The sequence below is a fragment of the Massilia psychrophila genome (assembly GCF_002760665.1).
GTDB lineage: Bacteria > Pseudomonadota > Gammaproteobacteria > Burkholderiales > Burkholderiaceae_D > JAFCUW01.
This window is the reverse complement of the sequence record NZ_PDOB01000014.1, coordinates 1-18,372: the sequence shown is the minus strand read 5'-3', so window position 1 is coordinate 18,372 and position 18,372 is coordinate 1. Positions and strand designations below refer to the sequence as shown.

The window sequence follows — 18,372 nt, the reverse complement described above, 5'->3', positions numbered from 1 at the left end:
TATGGCAGACATGGTGGTGGTGCGCAAGGATGGTTTGTACTGCGTTCCCGGCGGCTTTTACATCGACCCGTGGCGCCCGGTGGAGCGGGCAGTGATCACCCACGCCCATGGCGACCATGCGCGCGCCGGCCACGGCCATTACCTGTCGGCCGCCAGCGGCGTGAACGTCCTCAAGTCGCGGCTCGGCCAGAACATCCGCATCGACGGTATCGAATACGGCGCGCGCATCGAACACAACGGCGTGGCGATTTCGCTGCATCCGGCCGGCCACGTACTCGGTTCAAGCCAGGTGCGCCTGGAACACAAGGGGGAAGTGTGGGTGGCGTCGGGCGACTACAAGGTCGAACCGGACCGCACCTGCGCGCCGTTCGAGCCGGTGCGCTGCGACACCTTCATTACCGAATCGACGTTCGGGCTGCCGATCTACCGCTGGCAGCCGGAACAATCGATTTTCGACGACATCAACGCCTGGTGGCGCGGCAACGCGGCCGCTGGACGTTGCAGCGTCGTGTTTGCCTATTCGTTCGGCAAGGCCCAGCGCATCCTGTCCGGGCTCGATGCGGCCATCGGCCCGATCGTCTGCCACGGCGCCGTCGAGCCGTTGAACCGGGTCTACCGCGCCGCCGGCGTCAACCTGCCGCCGACGGTTTTGGTGACCGACATCGACAAGCAGGCGTTGAGATCGGCCATCGTCATCGCGCCGCCGTCTGTCTCTGGCTCGCCATGGATGAAGCGCTTCGGCGATTACAGCGACTCTTTTGCCAGTGGCTGGATGCTATTGCGCGGTGCGCGCCGCCGGCGCGGTGTCGACCGCGGGTTCGTGCTGTCGGATCACGCTGACTGGCCCGGTTTGATGACGGCGATCCGTGCCACCGAGGCGCCGCGGGTGATCGTCACGCATGGCTCGATTGCCGTCATGGTGCGCTGGCTGCGCCAGCTCGGGCTTGATGCTTCCGGCTTCGACACCGAGTATGGAGACGACGAAGCGGAGGCGGCCGCCGCCGCCGATGGTGCCGATGGTGCCGAGGGTGCTAACACACCGCTGGAGAAAACCGATGCGTGAATTCGCCCGCCTGTTCGCCGAGCTCGACGAGACCACCGCCACCAACCGCAAGCTCGATGCCCTGCAAGCCTACTTCGGCAGCGCGGCGCCGGAGAACGCGGCGTGGGCGGTGTATTTCCTTGCCGGCGGCAAGCCGCGCCAGACGGTGCCGACCAAGCTGCTGCGCGAATACGCGATCGCATACGCCCAGCTCGACGACTGGCTGTTCGACGAGTCCTACCACGCGGTCGGCGACCTGGCCGAAACCATCGCCCACATCTTGCCGCCGCCCGAGCACCACAGCGACGTCGGCCTGGCGGTGTGGATTCAGGAGCGCATTGCTCCCTTGCGCGGCGCCGATCCGGTGGCCATCCGCGCAGCGCTGTTCGGCTTTTGGAACGAGTTGGATACCCGCGAGCGCTTCCTGCTGACCAAATTGATCAGTGGGGGTTTCCGGGTCGGCGTCTCGCGATTGCTGGTCACGCGCGCACTGTCGGCCATCGCGGCGGTCGACAGCAAACTGATTGCGCAGCGCCTGATGGGTTGGACCGACGGCAGCGTGGCGCCGACCGCGGGCGGTTTCCTGCAGCTGATCGCCGCACAGTCCGACGACGAGCACAAGCTGCGCGGCGGCCAGCCGTACCCGTTCTTCCTGGCCCACCAGCTTGCGGGCGAGCCGCAAGCGCTGGGCGCGATAAGCGATTGGCAGGTCGAGTGGAAATACGACGGTATCCGCGCGCAACTGGTGCGGCGCGGCGCGCAGAACTACCTGTGGTCGCGCGGCGAAGAGCTGATCACCGAGCGCTTCCCTGAATTGGCCGCGCTGCGCCTGCCGGAGGGAACTGTGATCGACGGCGAGGTGCTGATCTGGAACGATGGCGCACCCGCGCCGTTCGCCGACCTGCAAAAGCGCATCGGCCGCAAGACCTTGTCCGCCAAGCTGCTGGCCGAACTGCCGGCGGTGCTGGTGGCCTACGATCTGCTGGAACAAGCCGGTGTCGACCTGCGCGCGTTGCCCCAGCATGAACGGCGCACTTTACTGGAGGCGCTTGTCGAGCAAACCGGCCAGCTCGGGCCGCAGCAATTGACACTGTCGCCGCTGGTCGAGGCGGCAAGCTGGGACCAGTTGGCGCACATCCGCACCGAGTCGCGCGCGCGCGGCGTTGAAGGGATGATGGTCAAGGCGAAAGATGCGCAGTATGGTGTCGGCCGCACCAAGAACGTCGGCACCTGGTGGAAGTGGAAGATCGACCCCTACACCATCGACGCGGTGCTGATCTACGCCCAGGCCGGGCACGGGCGCCGCGCTTCGCTCTACACCGACTACACGTTTGCGGTGTGGGATGCCGATGCGGGCGGCGAACGTAGGCTGGTGCCGTTCACCAAAGCCTATTCGGGATTGACCGACGCCGAGATCGCGGTGGTCGACAATGCCATCCGCAAGACGACGGTCGAAAAATTCGGCCCGGTGCGCAGCGTGCGCCCGACCATGGTGTTCGAGATCGGATTCGAAGGCATCGCCCTGTCGAGCCGCCACAAGGCCGGTATTGCGGTGCGCTTCCCGCGCATTTTGCGCCGCCGCGACGACAAGAGCATCGACGACGCCGATTCGCTCGACACGCTCAAGGGCTTGCTGGCGGCAGCCGGCCCGTTGTCCTCATCCCCGGCATGAGCAAAAGCGCGATGGCGCAGAAGGTCGACGCTTGGTTCGCCGCCCGCGGCTGGAAGGTGTTTGCCTTCCAGCGCGCGGTGTGGCGCGCCGCGCTGGCGGGCGAATCGGGCCTGCTGCATGCCAATACCGGCTCCGGCAAGACCTACGCCGTGTGGCTGGCGGCGCTGCTGCGCGGCGCGCTGGTATCGAAGCGAAAGAGCAGCGGGCTGCGGGTGCTGTGGATCACGCCGATGCGCGCGCTGGCGGCCGACACCCTGCGGGCTCTGGAGGAGTCGAGCGCGGCGCTGGCGCCCGAATGGACAATCGGCGCGCGCACCGGCGACACCAGTTCGGCCGAGCGCGCGCGCCAGTCCCGCAAGCTGCCGTCGGCCTTGATCACCACGCCGGAAAGCTTGTCGCTGCTGCTGTCGCATGCGGCGGCGAAAGCGCAGTTCGCGGGCCTGGACATGATCATTATCGACGAATGGCACGAGCTGATGGGCAGTAAACGCGGCGTGCAGGTGCAGCTGGCACTGGCCCGGCTGCGTTACTGGAATCCGCAACTGGTGGTATGGGCGTTGTCGGCGACGATGGGCAACCTGGCGCAGGCGCGCGAAGTGCTGCTGGGCGGGAGTGATGGAGAAGGCGAGGGAAAGGCCAACGGCGTACTGGTCGAAGGCGACTTGCGCAAGCAGATCGTGGTCGACTCGCTGGTGCCGGCCAATGTATCGCGCTTTCCGTGGAGCGGCCACCTTGGCATCGAGATGCTCAGGCCCGTGATCGACGAGATCGAACAGTTCAACGCCACGCTGGTGTTTACCAACACGCGCTCGCAGTCGGAGCTGTGGTACCAGAGCATCCTCGAGGCGCGCCCGGACTGGGCCGGCGTCATCGCGCTGCATCACGGCTCGCTCGATCGCGAGGTGCGCGACTGGGTCGAGATGGGCTTGAAAAAAGGCGAACTGAAGGCGGTGATCTGTACCGCCAGCCTGGACCTTGGCGTCGATTTCCTGCCGGTCGAGCGGGTGCTGCAGATCGGTTCGGCCAAGGGCATCGCGCGCTTGCTGCAGCGTGCCGGGCGCAGCGGCCATGCGCCGGGGCGCGTCTCGCGCGTCACCCTGGTGCCGACCAACAGCCTGGAACTGCTGGAAGCGGCGGGTGCCAAGCAGGCGGTGATGGCGCGCCGCATCGAAGCGCGGCTGGTGCCGAACAAGCCGTTCGACGTGCTGGTGCAGCACCTGGTGACGGTGGCGCTGGGCGGCGGCTTTCGTCCGGAGCAGTTGCTCGCCGAGGTGCGCAGCGCCTGGTCCTACCGCATGCTGAGCGGCGAGGAGTGGCAGTGGGCGCTCGACTTTGTCGCGCGCGGCGGCCAGAGCCTGACGGCGTACCCCGAATACCAGCGCGTGCTGCTTGATTCGGAGGGCGTCTACCGGGTGCCGGACGTGGCGATCGGCCGGCGCCACCGGATGGGCATCGGCACCATCGTGTCCGATTCGAGCGTGCAGGTGAAATACATGACGGGCGGGCGCATCGGCAGCGTCGAAGAATCGTTCGTCGGGCGTCTGAAGGCCGGCGACCATTTCCTGTTCGGCGGGAAGATCCTCGAGTTCGTCCGGCTGCACGAGATGACCGCGTTTGTGAAGCGCGCCACCGGCAAGCGCGGCGCGGTGTCGCGCTGGCAGGGCACCAAGATGCCGATGTCGTCGGAACTGGCGCACGCCGCGCTGGACCAGTTGCGCCTGGCCGCCGAAGGGCGCTTCATCGGTCCCGAGATGGAGGCGCTGCGCCCGCTGATCGAGATCCAGCAGCGCTGGTCGGCGCTGCCCACCACCGACACGCTGGTGGTGGAAAACATGAAGAGCCGCGAGGGCCACCATTTGTTCGTCTATCCGTTCGCCGGCCGCTCGGTGCACATGGGCTTGGCTTCCCTGTTCGCCTGGCGCATTGGCCAACAGCAGCCGATCACCTTTTCGATCGCCATCAACGACTACGGCTTCGAGCTGCTGTCGTTTGAACCGGTCGACTGGACCACGATATTCACGGGCGCCACGGGACGTGACGTCGCGCTGCTGGGCACCGAACGCCTGCTCGAGGACGTACTCGAAAGCCTGAACGCGACCCAGCTGTCGCAGCAGCGCTTTCGCGAAGTGGCGCGCATTGCCGGGCTGGTGTTCCAGGGCTATCCGGGCCAGCCGAAAAGCGCGCGCCAGGTGCAGGCGTCGTCGTCGCTGTTTTTCGAGGTGTTCCGCAAACACGACGCCGGCAACCTGCTGCTGACCCAGGCGCAACGCGAGGTGCTCGAGCAGGAACTCGAACTGACCCGGCTGCGCGACACCTTGGGTGAACTGCATGGACGGGCGATCGCGTACCGCGACGTCAGGCGCGCCACGCCATTCGGCTTCGCGCTGATGGTCGAGCGCTTCCGCGAGAAAGTCAGCACCGAAAAGCTGTCGGACCGGGTGGCGCGGATGGTGCGCGAGCTCGAAAACGCGGCGCGGCCTTGAGCACGGCAATGGGCGGCGTCGCGAACTCGCTTGAAATTGTCGTCGCCGGCGAAATAGTGAACTTGCTGGCGCAGAAAACGCTGTACTGGCCGCGCAAAAAAATGCTGGTGGTGGCCGATATCCACTTCGGCAAGGCGGCCTCGTTCCGCGCGCTCGGGGTGCCGGTGCCGCGCGGAACGACGACCCAGAATCTCGTTGCGCTGGACGCCTTGATGGCGCTGTGTGAGGTCGAACACATCATGTTCCTCGGCGATTTTCTGCATGCGCGCGCGGCCCACGCCAGTGCCACGCAGGCGGCGATGCTGGCCTGGCGCCTGTCGCATCCGGACCTGGCGCTGACGCTAGTGCGCGGCAATCATGACCGTCATGCCGGCGACCCGGCCGCCGCGCTCGGCATCGACATGGTCGACGAACCGTATTCGCTGGCGCCGTTTTCGTTCTGCCATCACCCCGACCTCGCCACCCCGGGTTACGCGCTGGCCGGTCACATCCACCCGACCTACCTGCTGGCAACCCGCTTCGACGCGCTACGCCTGCCGTGCTTCGTGGTGGGGCCGCATCGCATGATCCTGCCATCGTTTGGCGCGTTTACGGGCGGCTTTTCGATCACGCCTGGCATTGGAGACGCCGTGTTTGTCAGCTCCGGCGACCAAGTTCACTTTGTACGCTAGCGCACGGACGGGCAGGCGAGCTGAGCGTAACTTACCGTTACCCGCTGTCAAGACGCAGCGCCGCTACCCAACATTCAAGGAGAATATTATTAAAAATACACGAAAACTGCTTGCCGGGCTGGTGTCTGTGCTGCCATTGATTACCGTTACTTTCGCTGCAGCGCCGGCACAGGCACAGCAATACAATACCTCCGCCGCCGCTGACTACGCGCCGGTAATCCGCGGTTTCAACGTCGACGAAGTGCGCCGCCTGGCGCCCGGCGTGGAACTCAATTTCGACGTGTACGGCACGCCGGGCGGGCGGGTCTACCTGCAGATTGCCGGCGCCAACCGCAACCTGCAATTGACCGAAACAGATCCTGGTCAGTATCAGGGCAGCTACACCATCAGCAACCGCGACCGCATCACTCAGAACAGTTCGGTCACCGCCAATTTGCGCGTCGGCAACCAGGTCACCAGCGGCGTTCTGCGCGAGTCGCTGATCGCCGGCATCGGCCGCCATGACGCGCGGCGCCGCGGCGACCTCGCTGGCGGCCAGCCGCGCATCGAGCGTTTTGACGTCGAGGGCAGCGACGATCTGCGTCCGGGCGACGATCTCAATTTTACGTTGCACGGCACCCCTGGCGCCAAGGTCGACATGATGATCGCCGGCACCCGCGGCGTGTTCTTCCTGCCGGAAGTGCGTCCGGGCGACTATGAAGGTTCGTACATTATCCGCCGCGGCGACCGCATCGCGCCGAACACGGTCGTGACCGCCAACATGCGCCTGAATGGCCGCGTGGCAACCCAAACCCTGGGCAAGCCGCTGCAACTGGTGTCGACGGCGCCCGTCGCCACGCCGCGCGTGGTGCGCTACTGCACCAATTGCGCTACCGTGGAAGCGATCAACGTGATTGAAGTCAACGGCGACGGCAACTACCTCGGCACTATCGGCGGCGGCGTCGTCGGCGCCTTGTTGGGCAGCCAGGTCGGCGGCGGCAACGGCAAAACCGCGGCCCAGGTGGTCGGTGCATTGGGCGGTGCCTATGTCGGTCGTAACATCGAACGCAACGCCCGCCAGACCAAGCACTTCGAAGTGGTGATCCGTTTTTCTAACGGCGGTTCCCAGACGGTGCAGTATGCAAACGATCCAGGCCTGCGCGTTGGCGAAAAAGTGAAAATCAACGATGGCGTGCTGACCCGCGACACCTGATCGCGGCAGGCGTGACAAAAAGTCGGGAAATCCCGGCGTCCGCAAGGTCGCCGGGATTTTTTTTGGCCGCACAGGCACGCCGCGCAAAGAAAAACCCGCCGGGCTGGTCGCGCGGCGGGCTGGGGCAAGCTGGCGGAAACTAGATCGTGGTGGCCAAGACCTGGTCGTCGCCTGGTTGCCCGAGTTCTGCCTTTTGCTTGGCGGCAGCACTGGTCTGCTTGGCGCGCGAGCGTGAAGGCGGCAGCCGGCGCAGTGTCTTGAGCGCGTCAGCGTCCTTGATGCCGATGGTGCGCTGGTCAACCGTGATCAGGCCGATTTCATTGAACGCCGACAAGGTGCGGCTGACGGTTTCGAGTGTCAGGCCGAGGTAGCTGCCGATCTCGTGGCGCGTCATGCGCAGGTTAAACAGCTTGCTCGAGTAGCCCATGGCGGCGAAGCGGTCGGCCAGCGACACCAGGAAACGTGCAACCCGGGCTTCGGCCGACAGGGCGCCGAGCATGCCGATCATTGCCTGCTCGCGCACCAGTTCGCGGCTCATGACGCCGTACATGACATTTTCGAGCTCGAGGTGCACGCGCCCAAGCGCGGTCAATTTTTTGAACGGGAGCAAGATGAGGTCGCAATCGGACAAGGCCACCGCTTCGGAAGCGTAATGGCGGGTGTGAATGCCATCGACGCCGAGCATGTCGCCCTTCATCGGGAAACTCAGCACCTGCTCATTGCCGAATTCATCGATCAGTACGGTCTTGAGGAAGCCGGAGTTGACGATGTACAAAGTGTCGAATGCTTGCCCGATGGTATGGACGCGCTGCCCGGTCTTGAATTGAACGTGCTGGAACAGCAGTTCTTCGGTGTTGACGGACACCGCGGCGGTAATATGCAGCAGATCGCAGACTTCTTTCAGGTTGGACCAAAGCCGGCCTTGGCGTTGGCGACCTGCTTCCATTGGCGAGGAATGCATGGTCGACGAGGAATTGGTACGTGGTTCAGACGTTTGCGTGGACATCATTCTCACCTCATGTGAAGAATCTTAAAGTGTTAGGCTGCAGGCAGTCACGGGCGGGAACAACGATCTGTAGTACCTGCTTGACCGGCGCTTCAACAGTGATGGAACAGCGCGCTGGGCCAAACTCACGTAGATGAAAGTTACTGCAAGCAAGTCGGATCGCTGGATTTAGTATGCCGACACGAGCCCGGCATTGATATCAGCGAACGCTGAATCTGACGGTAGGAAGCGGCGCGAGAATGTAAGAATAGTCTTACGGCGCGGGCCGATCGTCAGAGGGAAAACCCAAAATACGCAAAGCGGCAAAATAGGCTGCAAGGAACGGTGGTCGCAAAAGGAGTGACGTATTATCGGCACAAAAATGCAAAGGTGAGGTCTAAAACTTTTCGGCCCAGATCAAGTCCTAAACGGCGACAGCAGGCGGTGCGCGACGGCGTACTGGACCATCTCCGACAGCGACGTCATCCCCATTTTTTGCATGATGCGGGTCTTGTGGGTACTGACGGTTTTTACCGAAAGGTGCAGGCTGTTGGCGATCTCAGTGATGGATTTGCCGCCGACGAGCAAGGTAAATACTTCGAATTCCCGGTCCGAGAGCTGCTTGTGCAGCAACTGTTCGTTCGGCGTCATGATGTTGAGCGCCAGTTGTTCGGCCACTTCGGTGCTGATGTAAGGCCGGCCGGAAGCGACCTTGTGGATCGCGCCGACGAGCTGGGTGCCGGCGCTTTCTTTAGTCAGATAGCCCTGAGCGCCGGCGCGGATCGCACGCACGGCGTATTGCTCCTCTTCGTGCATCGTCAGGATCAGGATCGCCAGCTTGGGCGCTTCGCTGCGGACCTGGCGGATCAGGTCGACGCCGCTGCGCCCCGGCATCGACAAATCGAGCAGCAGCAAGTCGAAGCCGCCTTGGCGCACGTGCGAGAGCACTTCGAAGCCGTTGATGGCTTCGCCGACGATATCGATGTCGGCGGCGCCATCGAGAATGCGCTTGAGGCCTTCGCGCATAATCGTGTGATCGTCGGCAATGACAATACGAATCATAGGATTGCCTATTTAAAAAAACATGAAAAAACCGATGCATGGGGCTGTGATATGCACCGAGCGTACGTCCGGCATGTGTGCGGGCGCAATGTGGATGCTGATAGGTTGACGAAAGTCATCGGATCAACTACGCCCCGGGTTCCTGGATCAGCCGGTGCACCAGCACCGGCTTTTGTGTATGCGACAGCACTTTGTTGGTCACACTGCCGAGCAACAACTGGCCCCAGCCGCTACGCCCGTGCGAACCCATGAAAATCAGGTCGCAGCTTTCTTCCTCGGCGACCTGGACGATCTTCAGCGCCGCCGAGTTGGCGAACGCCGTCATCGCGGCGTGTTTCACACCGGCTTGCTGAGCCGAGCGCAAGATCGGCGCAGTGTGATCAGAGCCCGTGCGCTGCATCGTCTCGACGTACTCTTCCTCGATCGGGTAGGAAGGCGGGATGATTTCCACGTACACGGGATACTGGTACTCCGGTGCGACGAACAACACCAACACTTCCGCCCCCATTTGCTGGGCGAACTTGACGCCGGCGCACGCGGTGTGTTTCGACACCGCAGAGCCATCCGTCGTGATCAGAATTTTCTGGTACATGGTCAGGTCCCTCCCACAAAACAGTCCTATCTTCCATTGTAGTGGGCGATATGACTATTGTAAGAACAGGCGGGTTTGATTTTGCTCAACAGGCAATTCGCATGAGCCGATGTCGCACGGCATGTGACGGCATTGAAGTAACAAAATACAACACTTGCTTCGGTGAAAGTGCCACTAATCGACGATTTATTTATCTTTTAAATAAGTTTATGTCTTCAATTGAAAGTGGTTTGATGTCAGACATTTACCAACAGCAACTACGCTGCTAAACTCGGATCCACGCGCCCTTCGTTGTATACGCTTCGCCGAAACACCGCACGGCACCACCAGACACCGCAATAATTCATTGCAAATAGCAGATTATGGAGAAGCAGGGACTATGACCGACGCCGCTGATGATTTCGACGCCCTATTCGATGAGGTGTCCGCGCAACGTACCACCACCGCGCCGGTTGTGCCGGCCGTGCCCGTGCCTGCCGCCGCCGACGAAGACGACCTTGACGCGTTGTTTGACCGGGTCGCGATAGACCGGGTCGCGATAGACCGGGTCGCGATAGATCAGCTCGCTTCGGCGCAACCGGTCGGTGCGGCCGAGCCGGCAGCCAGTGCGGTCGCCGCCAATGTTGCCACCGACAATGACGACGCCGGCAAACCGATGTTCGAGCGCCTCGGCGGCATCGTGCGACTGCTGCATGACTCGTTGCGCGAACTGGGTTACGACAAGGCGCTGACCGAGGCGTCGTCGCAGATCGTCGATGCCCAGGACCGGCTCGAATACGTCGCCACCCTGACCGAACAGGCCGCCAACAAGGTGCTCAACACCCTCGACGACGGCATGCCGGCGCAGGACGTGCTGTCGAAGCAGGCCAGGGCAATGGACACACGCTGGAGCGACTTGTTCGCCGGCAAGTTAAGCATCGACGAATTCAAGGCTTTGGCCGGCGACTCGCACCAGTTCGCCCAAGCCGTTGCCGCCGCTACCGAAGCCGAGAAAGCGCGCCTGCTCGACATCATGATGGCGCAAGACTTCCAGGACATCACCAGTCAGCTGATCAAGAAAGTAGTGGCGATCACCAAGACCGTCGAACATGAGTTGGCCGAATTGCTTCGCGACAACGCGCCGCCGGAAGCGCGCGAAAAACTCGCGGCCCACGCCAGGCCGGCGCTGATGTCCGGTCCGGCGCTGCCATCGGTGGCGCTCGACCAGGACAATGTCGACGACCTTCTTGCCGATCTGGGGTTCTGATGGACGACATGCTCAAGGATTTTGTCGTCGAGGCGATGGACCTGGCGGTCAACGTTGAAGAACATTTGCTGCGGCTCGAGCGCGATCCGAACAACAAGGAAACGCTTAACGCCGTGTTCCGCTCGTTCCACACGATCAAGGGTGGCGCCGGCTTCATGAACCTGACGGCGATGGTGGCGGCCTGCCACCTGACCGAAAACCTGTTCGACGCGCTGCGCAACGGCGCCGCACCAGTCACCCCTCTGGCGATCGAGGCGGCACTGCAGGCGTCCGGTTTCGTTGCCGACCAGCTGACCGACCTGTCGAACGGCGCCGCGCCCGAGCAGCTCGCCTCGATGCCCGATTCGCTCGAGCGCATCCTGGTCGATGCAATCGAAGGCAACGTCGCCGCGCCGGCCGCCGTTGTCGCTATTGCCACTATTGCCGCTATTGCCGCTATTGCCCCAGTTGCCGTCCCCGCCAGCACGATCGGCGCCGATGGACTCGACTGGGATGCGATGTACCGCGCCGTCATGCCGGCCGGATCCGCTACGGCGGCCGCGCTTGCGCCTGCCACCAGTGCGCCCGCAACCGTAGCGCCTGCAACCGTAGCGGCTGCAACCGTAGCGGCTGTCGCGGCCGCGCCGGCGCCAGCCTTCGCCAACAATGCGTGGGACGGTACCGACCGTCGCGAAGAAAAAGTGCAGGAATTTCGCGCTGCCTCCGCGCCGGCCAAGGAAGACAGCATCCGCGTCGATGCCGTCAAGCTCGACGCGCTGCTCGAAGTGGCGGGCGAATCGGTGCAGGCGGCCAACCAGGCGTCTGTACTGCTCGAGCGCCTGCTGCAGTTCAAATTCGACGGCCCCGCCGCCAGCCTGATGGCGACCCTGACAGAAACGCTGGAACGCGCGTCGCGCTACTCGGCAGAACTGCAGCGCGCCACGCTTGCCACCCGCATGCAGCCGGTCGGGCGCCTGTTCCAGAAATTCCCGCGCCTGGTGCGCGAGCTGGCCAAGGACCTCGGCAAGGAAGTCGAACTGACCATCGAGGGCGCCGAGACCGAAGTCGACCGTGTCGTCGTCGACAGCCTGTACGACCCGCTGGTGCACATGCTGCGCAATGCGCTCGACCATGGCGTCGAGTCGCCCGAAGAGCGCCTCGCCGGCGGCAAGCCGGCCAAGGCATACATCTCGCTCAAGGCGTGGCAGGAAGCGAACAGCGTCATGATCGTGCTGCAGGACGACGGCAAGGGCATGGATCCGGTTGCCCTGCGCAAGAAGGCAGTCGAAAAAGGCTTGATCAACGAAAACGGCGCCGCCAGCGACGAGGAAGCCTACCAGTTGGTGTTCCTGCCGGGCTTCTCAACCAAGGAGCTGGCCACCTCGGTGTCTGGCCGCGGCGTCGGCATGGACGTGGTCAAGACGGCAGTCGAGAAAAACCGCGGCGCGATCCACATCGAATCCTCGCTCGGCCACGGCACCAAATTCGCCATCCGCCTGCCGATCGAACTGTCGATCGTGCCGACCATGCTGGTGTCGACCTCGGGCGCTGCGCTGGCGCTGCCGATGGCGGTCGTGCAGCGCGTCGTCGAGCTGCCGGAAACGTTCATGATGGTCGGTGGCGCCCCGGTGCTGAAAGACCAGGGCCGTCCGCTGCCGGTGCGTTCGCTGGCCGGCGCGCTCGGCTATGAAGCGTGCTCCGAGCGGGTCGGCATCGTCGTCGCCGCGCCCCAGCCCTACATCCTGGCGGTGGCAGCCGTCGACGGCACCGCCGACCTGGTGATCAAGCCGATGACGGCCATTACCGTCGACGGCATCACCGGCACCGCGCGCTCTGCCGAAGGCGAACTGGTGCTGGTGGTCGGGCTGTCGTTCCTGATGGACGGCTGCCGCTCCAGCGTCAGGCTGGCGGCGTAAAAAAACGCAGCAAAACAGGGCTTTGGTGAAAAAAACCGGCCCGCCCCGACCGTTATTAAAAATGCTCGCAGTCATTGGCGGGCATTTTTTATTTGTATTTTTAACTGATTATGAACGTAACATTCGAAAAATGTCAAAAATGCATAGTCAATATTCAAAATCGATACCCTTGCTGACGCAGTGCACAAATATGGCATAATCAAACCCGCTATTTGTTTCCACTCGACGCCATGATGAAAACGCTCTACGACAAACTCTGGGAATCGCATGTAGTGCGCGCCGATGAAGATGGCACCACGGTGCTCTACATCGACCGCCACCTGGTCCACGAGGTCACCAGCCCGCAGGCATTCGACGGCCTGCGCGCGGCCAACCGCCCCCTGTGGCGCACTTCCGCCAATCTGGCCGTGGCCGACCATAACGTGCCGACCACCGACCGCAAGGGCGGCATCGCCGACCCCACTTCGCGCCTCCAGGTCGAAACGCTCGACGCCAACGCGAAAAGCTACGGCCTGACCTACTTCAACATGAACGACAAGCGCCAAGGCATCGTCCACGTGATCGGGCCCGAGCAGGGCGCGACGCTGCCGGGCATGACGGTGGTCTGCGGCGACTCGCACACGTCCACCCACGGTGCCTTCGGCTGCCTGGCCCACGGCATCGGCACCTCCGAAGTGGAGCACGTGCTGGCCACTCAAACTCTGCTGGCGAAAAAATCGAAGTCGATGCTGGTGCAGGTCGACGGCGCCATGCCGGCCGGGGTGACCGCCAAAGACGTCGTGTTGGCCGTGATCGGCAGGATCGGCACCGCCGGCGGCACCGGCTATGCCATCGAGTTCGGTGGCTCGACCATCCGCGCGCTGTCGATGGAAGGGCGCATGACCGTTTGTAATATGGCAATCGAAGCGGGCGCGCGCGCCGGCATGATCGGCGTCGACGACACCACCATCGATTACGTCAAGGGCCGGCCATTGTCGCCCGTAGGTCCCCACTGGGATCGGGCGGTGGACTACTGGCGCACCCTGCATTCGGACTTCGGTGCGCGCTTCGACCTGGTCGTCACGTTCGATGCGGCCGAAATCGTGCCGCAGGTCACCTGGGGCACGTCGCCTGAAATGGTCTGCGCGGTCGACGGCCGGGTGCCCGATCCCGAGCTCGAAAAAGACGCGGTACGGCGCGATGCCATGGAAAAGGCGCTGGTCTACATGAACCTGAAGCCGAATACCCCGATCGCCGACATTCGCATCGACAAGGTCTTCATCGGCTCGTGCACCAATTCGCGCATCGAAGATTTGCGCGCGGCAGCGGCGGTCGTGCGCGGCCGGCAGCGCGCCTCCAACGTGCGCCTGGCGCTGGTAGTGCCGGGCTCGGGCCTGGTCAAAGCCCAGGCCGAGCGCGAAGGCCTGGATAAAATTTTCAAGGACGCCGGCTTTGAATGGCGCGAGCCTGGCTGCTCGATGTGCCTTGCAATGAACGCCGACCGGTTGGAGCCCGGCGAGCGCTGCGCCTCGACCTCGAACCGCAATTTTGAAGGCCGCCAGGGGCAGGGCGGACGCACCCACCTGGTGTCGCCCGCGATGGCGGCGGCGGCCGGCATCACCGGCCATTTCGTCGATGTGCGCGCATTACGCTAAACCACCATCAAAAAACTACAAGTCCAAAACATGAAAAAACTATTCGCCCTGGCCTCCGCCGCGATCGCCATCACCGTGGTCCTGACCGGTTGCAACACCATCGCCGGTGTCGGCAAGGATGTCCAGAAAGTCGGCCAGGTCGTCGAAGGCGCCGGCAGAAAATAACGCGAAAGAGCGGGCCCTTGGCCCGCGCAAAGACCTATGGAAAAATTCATACAATACGAAGGCCTGGTGGCGCCGCTCGACCGTGCCAACGTCGACACCGACGCCATCATCCCGAAGCAGTTCTTGAAATCGATCCAGCGCACCGGTTTCGGTCCCAACCTGTTCGACGAGTGGCGCTATCTCGACCATGGCGAGCCGGGCAAGGACAACAGCGGCCGTCCGCTCAATCCGGACTTCGTGCTGAACCAGCCGCGCTACGCCGGCGCGTCGATCCTGCTGACGCGCAAAAACTTCGGCTGCGGCTCTTCGCGCGAACACGCGCCATGGGCGCTCGACCAGTACGGTTTCCGGGCCGTCATCGCCCCCAGCTTCGCCGACATTTTTTTCAACAACTGCTACAAGAGCGGCCTGCTGCCGGTGGTGCTGTCGGAGGACCAGGTCGATCACCTGTTCAACGAGGTCAAGGCGTTCCCCGGTTTTCGGCTGGTCGTCGACCTCGAGCAGCAGCGCGTCGCCACCTCCAACGGCAGCCTGTCGTACCAGTTCCAGATCGACCCGTTCCGCAAATACTGCCTGATCAATGGCCTCGACGACATCGGCCTGACCTTGCGCCATGCCGACGAGATCCGCGCTTTCGAAGAGCGCCACATGGCCAGCCAGCCCTGGCTCGCCAATGTCATCTAGAAGCAGTCGTCCGTACACTATCTAATCGAGAAACCAGAACATGAAGATCGCAATCCTGCCGGGCGACGGCATCGGCCCCGAAATCATGGCGCAAGCGGTCAAGGTGCTGAACGTGCTCGGCGAAAAGTTCGAGTTGGAGAGCGCCGACGTCGGCGGCGCCGGCTACGCGGCCCACGGCCACCCGCTGCCGCCCGCCACGCTGGCGCTGGCCAAATCGGCCGACGCCGTGCTGTTCGGCGCCGTCGGCGACTTCAAGTACGACTCGCTCGAGCGCTCGCTGCGCCCGGAGCAGGCGATCCTCGGGTTGCGCAAGGAGCTCTCGCTGTTCGCCAACCTGCGCCCGGCGATCCTGTACCCGGAGCTGGCCGGCGCCTCGACCTTGAAGCCTGAAGTGGTGTCCGGCCTGGATATATTGATCGTCCGCGAACTGACCGGCGACATTTATTTCGGCAAGCCGCGCGGCGTGCGCGAGTGCCCGGACGGCCCGTTCAAGGGCGAACGCGAAGGCTTCGACACGATGCGCTACGCCGAGTCGGAAATCCGCCGCATTGCCCACGTCGCTTTCCAGGCGGCGCAAAAGCGCAGCGGGCGCGTCACCAGCGTCGACAAGGCCAACGTGCTCGAGACGTTCCAGTTCTGGCGCGACATCGTCACTGAAGTACATAAAGACTACCCCGGCATCGAGCTCGAGCACATGTACGTCGATAACGCCGCCATGCAGCTGGTGCGCGCGCCGAAAAAATTCGACGTCATCGTCACCGGCAACATGTTCGGCGACATCCTGTCCGACTGCGCGGCGATGCTGACCGGCTCGATCGGCATGCTGCCGTCGGCCTCGCTCGATGCCAGCAACAAGGGCCTGTACGAGCCGTCGCACGGTTCGGCGCCCGACATCGCCGGCAAGGGCATCGCCAATCCGCTGGCCACGATCCTGTCGGCGGCGATGATGCTGCGCTATTCGTTCGGCAAGGCCGAGCAGGCCGGCCGCATCGAGAACGCGGTCAAGGCGGTGCTGGCGCAAGGCTTGCGCACGGCCGATATTTTCGAGGCCGGTACCACGCGGGTCGGCACCGAAGAAATGGGCAACGCCGTCGTCAAGGCACTGGGATAATTTTTTAGATCAAGAGAGAAGATGATGAATTTAGTTGGCTTGGTAGGTTGGCGCGGTATGGTCGGTTCGGTGCTGATGCAGCGCATGCGCGACGAGGGCGATTTCGCCCACATTGAACCGGTTTTTTTCACCACCTCGAATGCCGGCGGCAAAGCGCCGCCGATGGCGAAAAACGAAACCACGCTGAAAGACGCGACGAATATCGCCGAACTGGCCAAGTGCGACATCATCATTTCGTGCCAGGGCGGCGACTACACGAGCGAAGTGTTCCCGAAACTGCGCGCGTCCGGCTGGAACGGCTACTGGATCGACGCCGCGTCGACCTTGCGCATGAACGACGACGCCGTCATCGTGCTCGACCCGGTCAACCTGGACGTCATCAAGAACGCGATGACGCGCGGCGTTAAAAACTACATTGGCGGCAACTGCACCGTGTCGTGCATGCTGATGGGCCTGGGCGGCCTGTTCGAGCACAAGCTGGTCGACTGGATCAGTTCCATGACGTACCAGGCCGCGTCCGGCGGCGGCGCCCAGCACATGCGCGAGCTGCTGACCCAGTTCGGCACGATTAACGCTCAAGTACGCACACTGCTCGACGATCCGGCCGCGGCGATCCTCGAGATCGACCGCGCCGTGCTGGCGGCCCAGCACGGCATGTCAAGCGAAGAGACGAAGCAGTTCGGCGTGCCGCTGGCCGGCAACCTGATTGCCTGGATCGACAAGGACCTCGGCAACGGCCAGTCGAAGGAAGAGTGGAAGGCCGGCGCCGAGACCAACAAGATCCTCGGCCTGGGCGCCGCTTTCGGCGCGCGCGAGATCCCGGTCGACGGCTTGTGCGTGCGAGTGGGCGCGATGCGCTGCCATTCGCAGGCGCTGACCATCAAGCTGACACGCGACGTGCCGCTCGACGAGATCAACGACATCATTGCGTCCAGCAACCAGTGGGTCAAGGTGGTGCCGAACAACCGCGAAGCGTCGATGCGCGAGCTGTCGCCGGCGGCCGTCACCGGCAGCCTGTCGATTCCGGTCGGACGCCTGCGCAAGATGTCGATGGGTGGCGAATACCTGTCGGCGTTTACAGTTGGCGACCAGTTGCTGTGGGGCGCGGCCGAACCGCTGCGCCGCATGCTGCGCATCGTGCTGGACAAGTAATAACATCGCTTAAATTTCTGTCAAGCGTCGTTAATGCCATGCCATCAAAGGGCGGCCTGCGGCCGTCCGCCGGGACTGTTTTTCATAGGTGTTTAGGCGCTATTGGCGGGGGCCGGCAGGCGCGATATTTGCAGAAAAGTCGCGTTAAATGAGCTTGGTGCTCATATCCAATGCGTTGGAGCCAGAGAAACACGCCTAAAGCTTGCATGCTCCAGAGCATGATGATATGTTGAGACCTCCGGGAAACCAGCGTTCTCCCACGACAACTCATACGACACTCCCAACCATGCACTTAACAACTCGCCCTCGAATCATGTCGCTCGCGCTGAAAACACTTTACGGTGCGGTAGCGAGCGCGGTGTTTTTTTCCTCGGTGGCATATGCAGCCGGACTCGGCAAGCTGACGGTGCTGTCGGCCCTGGGTCAGCCGCTGCGCGCCGAGATCGAGTTGACGGCGGTGTCGAACGAAGAGGCGAGTGCGCTGGTCGCCAAGCTGGCGCCGCCGGATGCCTTCAAGCTGGCCAACATCGAATTCAATCCGGCCCTGCTGTCGCTGCGTTTCGCGGTCGAGCAGCGCAATGGCCGCCAGTACATCAAGATCAGCTCGTCGCAGCCGGTCAACGAACCGTTTGTCGACATGCTGCTCGAACTGAGCTGGAACAGCGGGCGCCTGGTGCGCGAATATACCTTCCTGCTCGATCCGCCCGAACTGCGCGCGACGCAGCCGGCGCAAGTGGCGGCGGCGGGCCAGCCCGCCCCGAAGCTGGCCGCGGCCGCGCCGGCGCT

At 63.3% G+C, this 18,372-nt stretch carries 16 protein-coding genes; 13 read left to right on the top strand and 3 right to left on the bottom strand.

All coding sequences use genetic code 11. The features are described 5' to 3' along the window. Position 1: 1 nt before the first annotated feature. From CR103_RS10715 to CR103_RS10695, 5 genes are all read left to right on the top strand, one after another. Complete coding sequence (locus CR103_RS10715; protein WP_099915985.1) at positions 2-1,063, top strand: ligase-associated DNA damage response exonuclease; 1,062 nt, start codon at positions 2-4, stop codon at positions 1,061-1,063. After that, complete coding sequence (locus CR103_RS10710; RefSeq protein WP_099915984.1) at positions 1,056-2,714, top strand: ATP-dependent DNA ligase; 1,659 nt, start codon at positions 1,056-1,058, stop codon at positions 2,712-2,714. The genes CR103_RS10715 and CR103_RS10710 overlap by 8 nt, the downstream gene beginning before the upstream one ends. Beyond that, positions 2,711-5,197 (top strand): ligase-associated DNA damage response DEXH box helicase, encoded by a 2,487-nt coding sequence (locus CR103_RS10705; RefSeq protein ID WP_099915983.1) that lies wholly within the window; start codon positions 2,711-2,713, stop codon positions 5,195-5,197. The genes CR103_RS10710 and CR103_RS10705 overlap by 4 nt, the downstream gene beginning before the upstream one ends. An 8-nt stretch (positions 5,198-5,205) precedes the next feature. Next, positions 5,206-5,868: a ligase-associated DNA damage response endonuclease PdeM gene (pdeM, locus tag CR103_RS10700; RefSeq protein WP_099915982.1), complete on the top strand. Its 663-nt coding sequence runs from the start codon at positions 5,206-5,208 to the stop codon at positions 5,866-5,868. Between the two features lie 127 nt (positions 5,869-5,995). Further along, positions 5,996-7,060, top strand: coding sequence for an outer membrane lipoprotein (locus CR103_RS10695; protein ID WP_099915981.1), 1,065 nt, complete (start codon positions 5,996-5,998; stop codon positions 7,058-7,060). A gap of 139 nt (positions 7,061-7,199) precedes the next feature. On the opposite strand, the gene CR103_RS10690 is transcribed toward CR103_RS10695, so the two are convergent. The 3 genes from CR103_RS10690 to CR103_RS10680 form a co-directional block, all read right to left on the bottom strand. After that, entirely contained in the window at positions 7,200-8,006 is an 807-nt protein-coding gene (locus CR103_RS10690; RefSeq protein WP_099915980.1) for a Crp/Fnr family transcriptional regulator, read from the bottom strand. 456 nt (positions 8,007-8,462) lie between these two features. Next, positions 8,463-9,107, bottom strand: coding sequence for a response regulator (locus CR103_RS10685; RefSeq protein ID WP_099915979.1), 645 nt, complete (start codon positions 9,105-9,107; stop codon positions 8,463-8,465). A gap of 127 nt (positions 9,108-9,234) precedes the next feature. Next, positions 9,235-9,699, bottom strand: a complete 465-nt coding sequence (locus CR103_RS10680; protein WP_099915978.1) for a universal stress protein — start codon at positions 9,697-9,699, stop codon at positions 9,235-9,237. 379 nt (positions 9,700-10,078) lie between these two features. On the opposite strand from CR103_RS10680, the gene CR103_RS10675 reads away from it, so the two are divergent. From CR103_RS10675 to CR103_RS10640, 8 genes are all read left to right on the top strand, one after another. After that, positions 10,079-10,945 (top strand): protein phosphatase CheZ, encoded by an 867-nt coding sequence (locus CR103_RS10675; RefSeq protein ID WP_099915977.1) that lies wholly within the window; start codon positions 10,079-10,081, stop codon positions 10,943-10,945. Next, positions 10,945-12,840, top strand: coding sequence for a chemotaxis protein CheA (locus tag CR103_RS10670; RefSeq protein WP_099915976.1), 1,896 nt, complete (start codon positions 10,945-10,947; stop codon positions 12,838-12,840). Before CR103_RS10675 ends, CR103_RS10670 begins: the two co-directional genes overlap by 1 nt. A gap of 230 nt (positions 12,841-13,070) precedes the next feature. Then, positions 13,071-14,474 carry a 3-isopropylmalate dehydratase large subunit gene (leuC, locus tag CR103_RS10665; protein WP_099915975.1) on the top strand — a complete coding sequence of 468 codons (1,404 nt, stop codon included), beginning with the start codon at positions 13,071-13,073 and terminating at the stop codon, positions 14,472-14,474. 30 nt (positions 14,475-14,504) lie between these two features. Then, positions 14,505-14,639 (top strand): entericidin A/B family lipoprotein, encoded by a 135-nt coding sequence (locus CR103_RS10660; RefSeq protein ID WP_099915974.1) that lies wholly within the window; start codon positions 14,505-14,507, stop codon positions 14,637-14,639. A 36-nt stretch (positions 14,640-14,675) separates the two neighbouring features. Continuing rightward, on the top strand, positions 14,676-15,323 hold the full coding sequence (gene leuD, locus CR103_RS10655; RefSeq protein WP_099915973.1) for a 3-isopropylmalate dehydratase small subunit: 648 nt from the start codon (positions 14,676-14,678) through the stop codon (positions 15,321-15,323). Positions 15,324-15,363: 40 nt separating this feature from the next. Further along, positions 15,364-16,434, top strand: coding sequence for a 3-isopropylmalate dehydrogenase (gene leuB / locus CR103_RS10650; protein ID WP_099915972.1), 1,071 nt, complete (start codon positions 15,364-15,366; stop codon positions 16,432-16,434). Positions 16,435-16,458: 24 nt separating this feature from the next. Then, positions 16,459-17,586 carry an aspartate-semialdehyde dehydrogenase gene (gene asd / locus CR103_RS10645; RefSeq protein ID WP_099916052.1) on the top strand — a complete coding sequence of 376 codons (1,128 nt, stop codon included), beginning with the start codon at positions 16,459-16,461 and terminating at the stop codon, positions 17,584-17,586. A 313-nt stretch (positions 17,587-17,899) separates the two neighbouring features. After that, a partial coding sequence (locus tag CR103_RS10640) for a type IV pilus assembly protein FimV (protein WP_441293457.1) occupies positions 17,900-18,372 on the top strand: 473 nt, incomplete at its 3' end.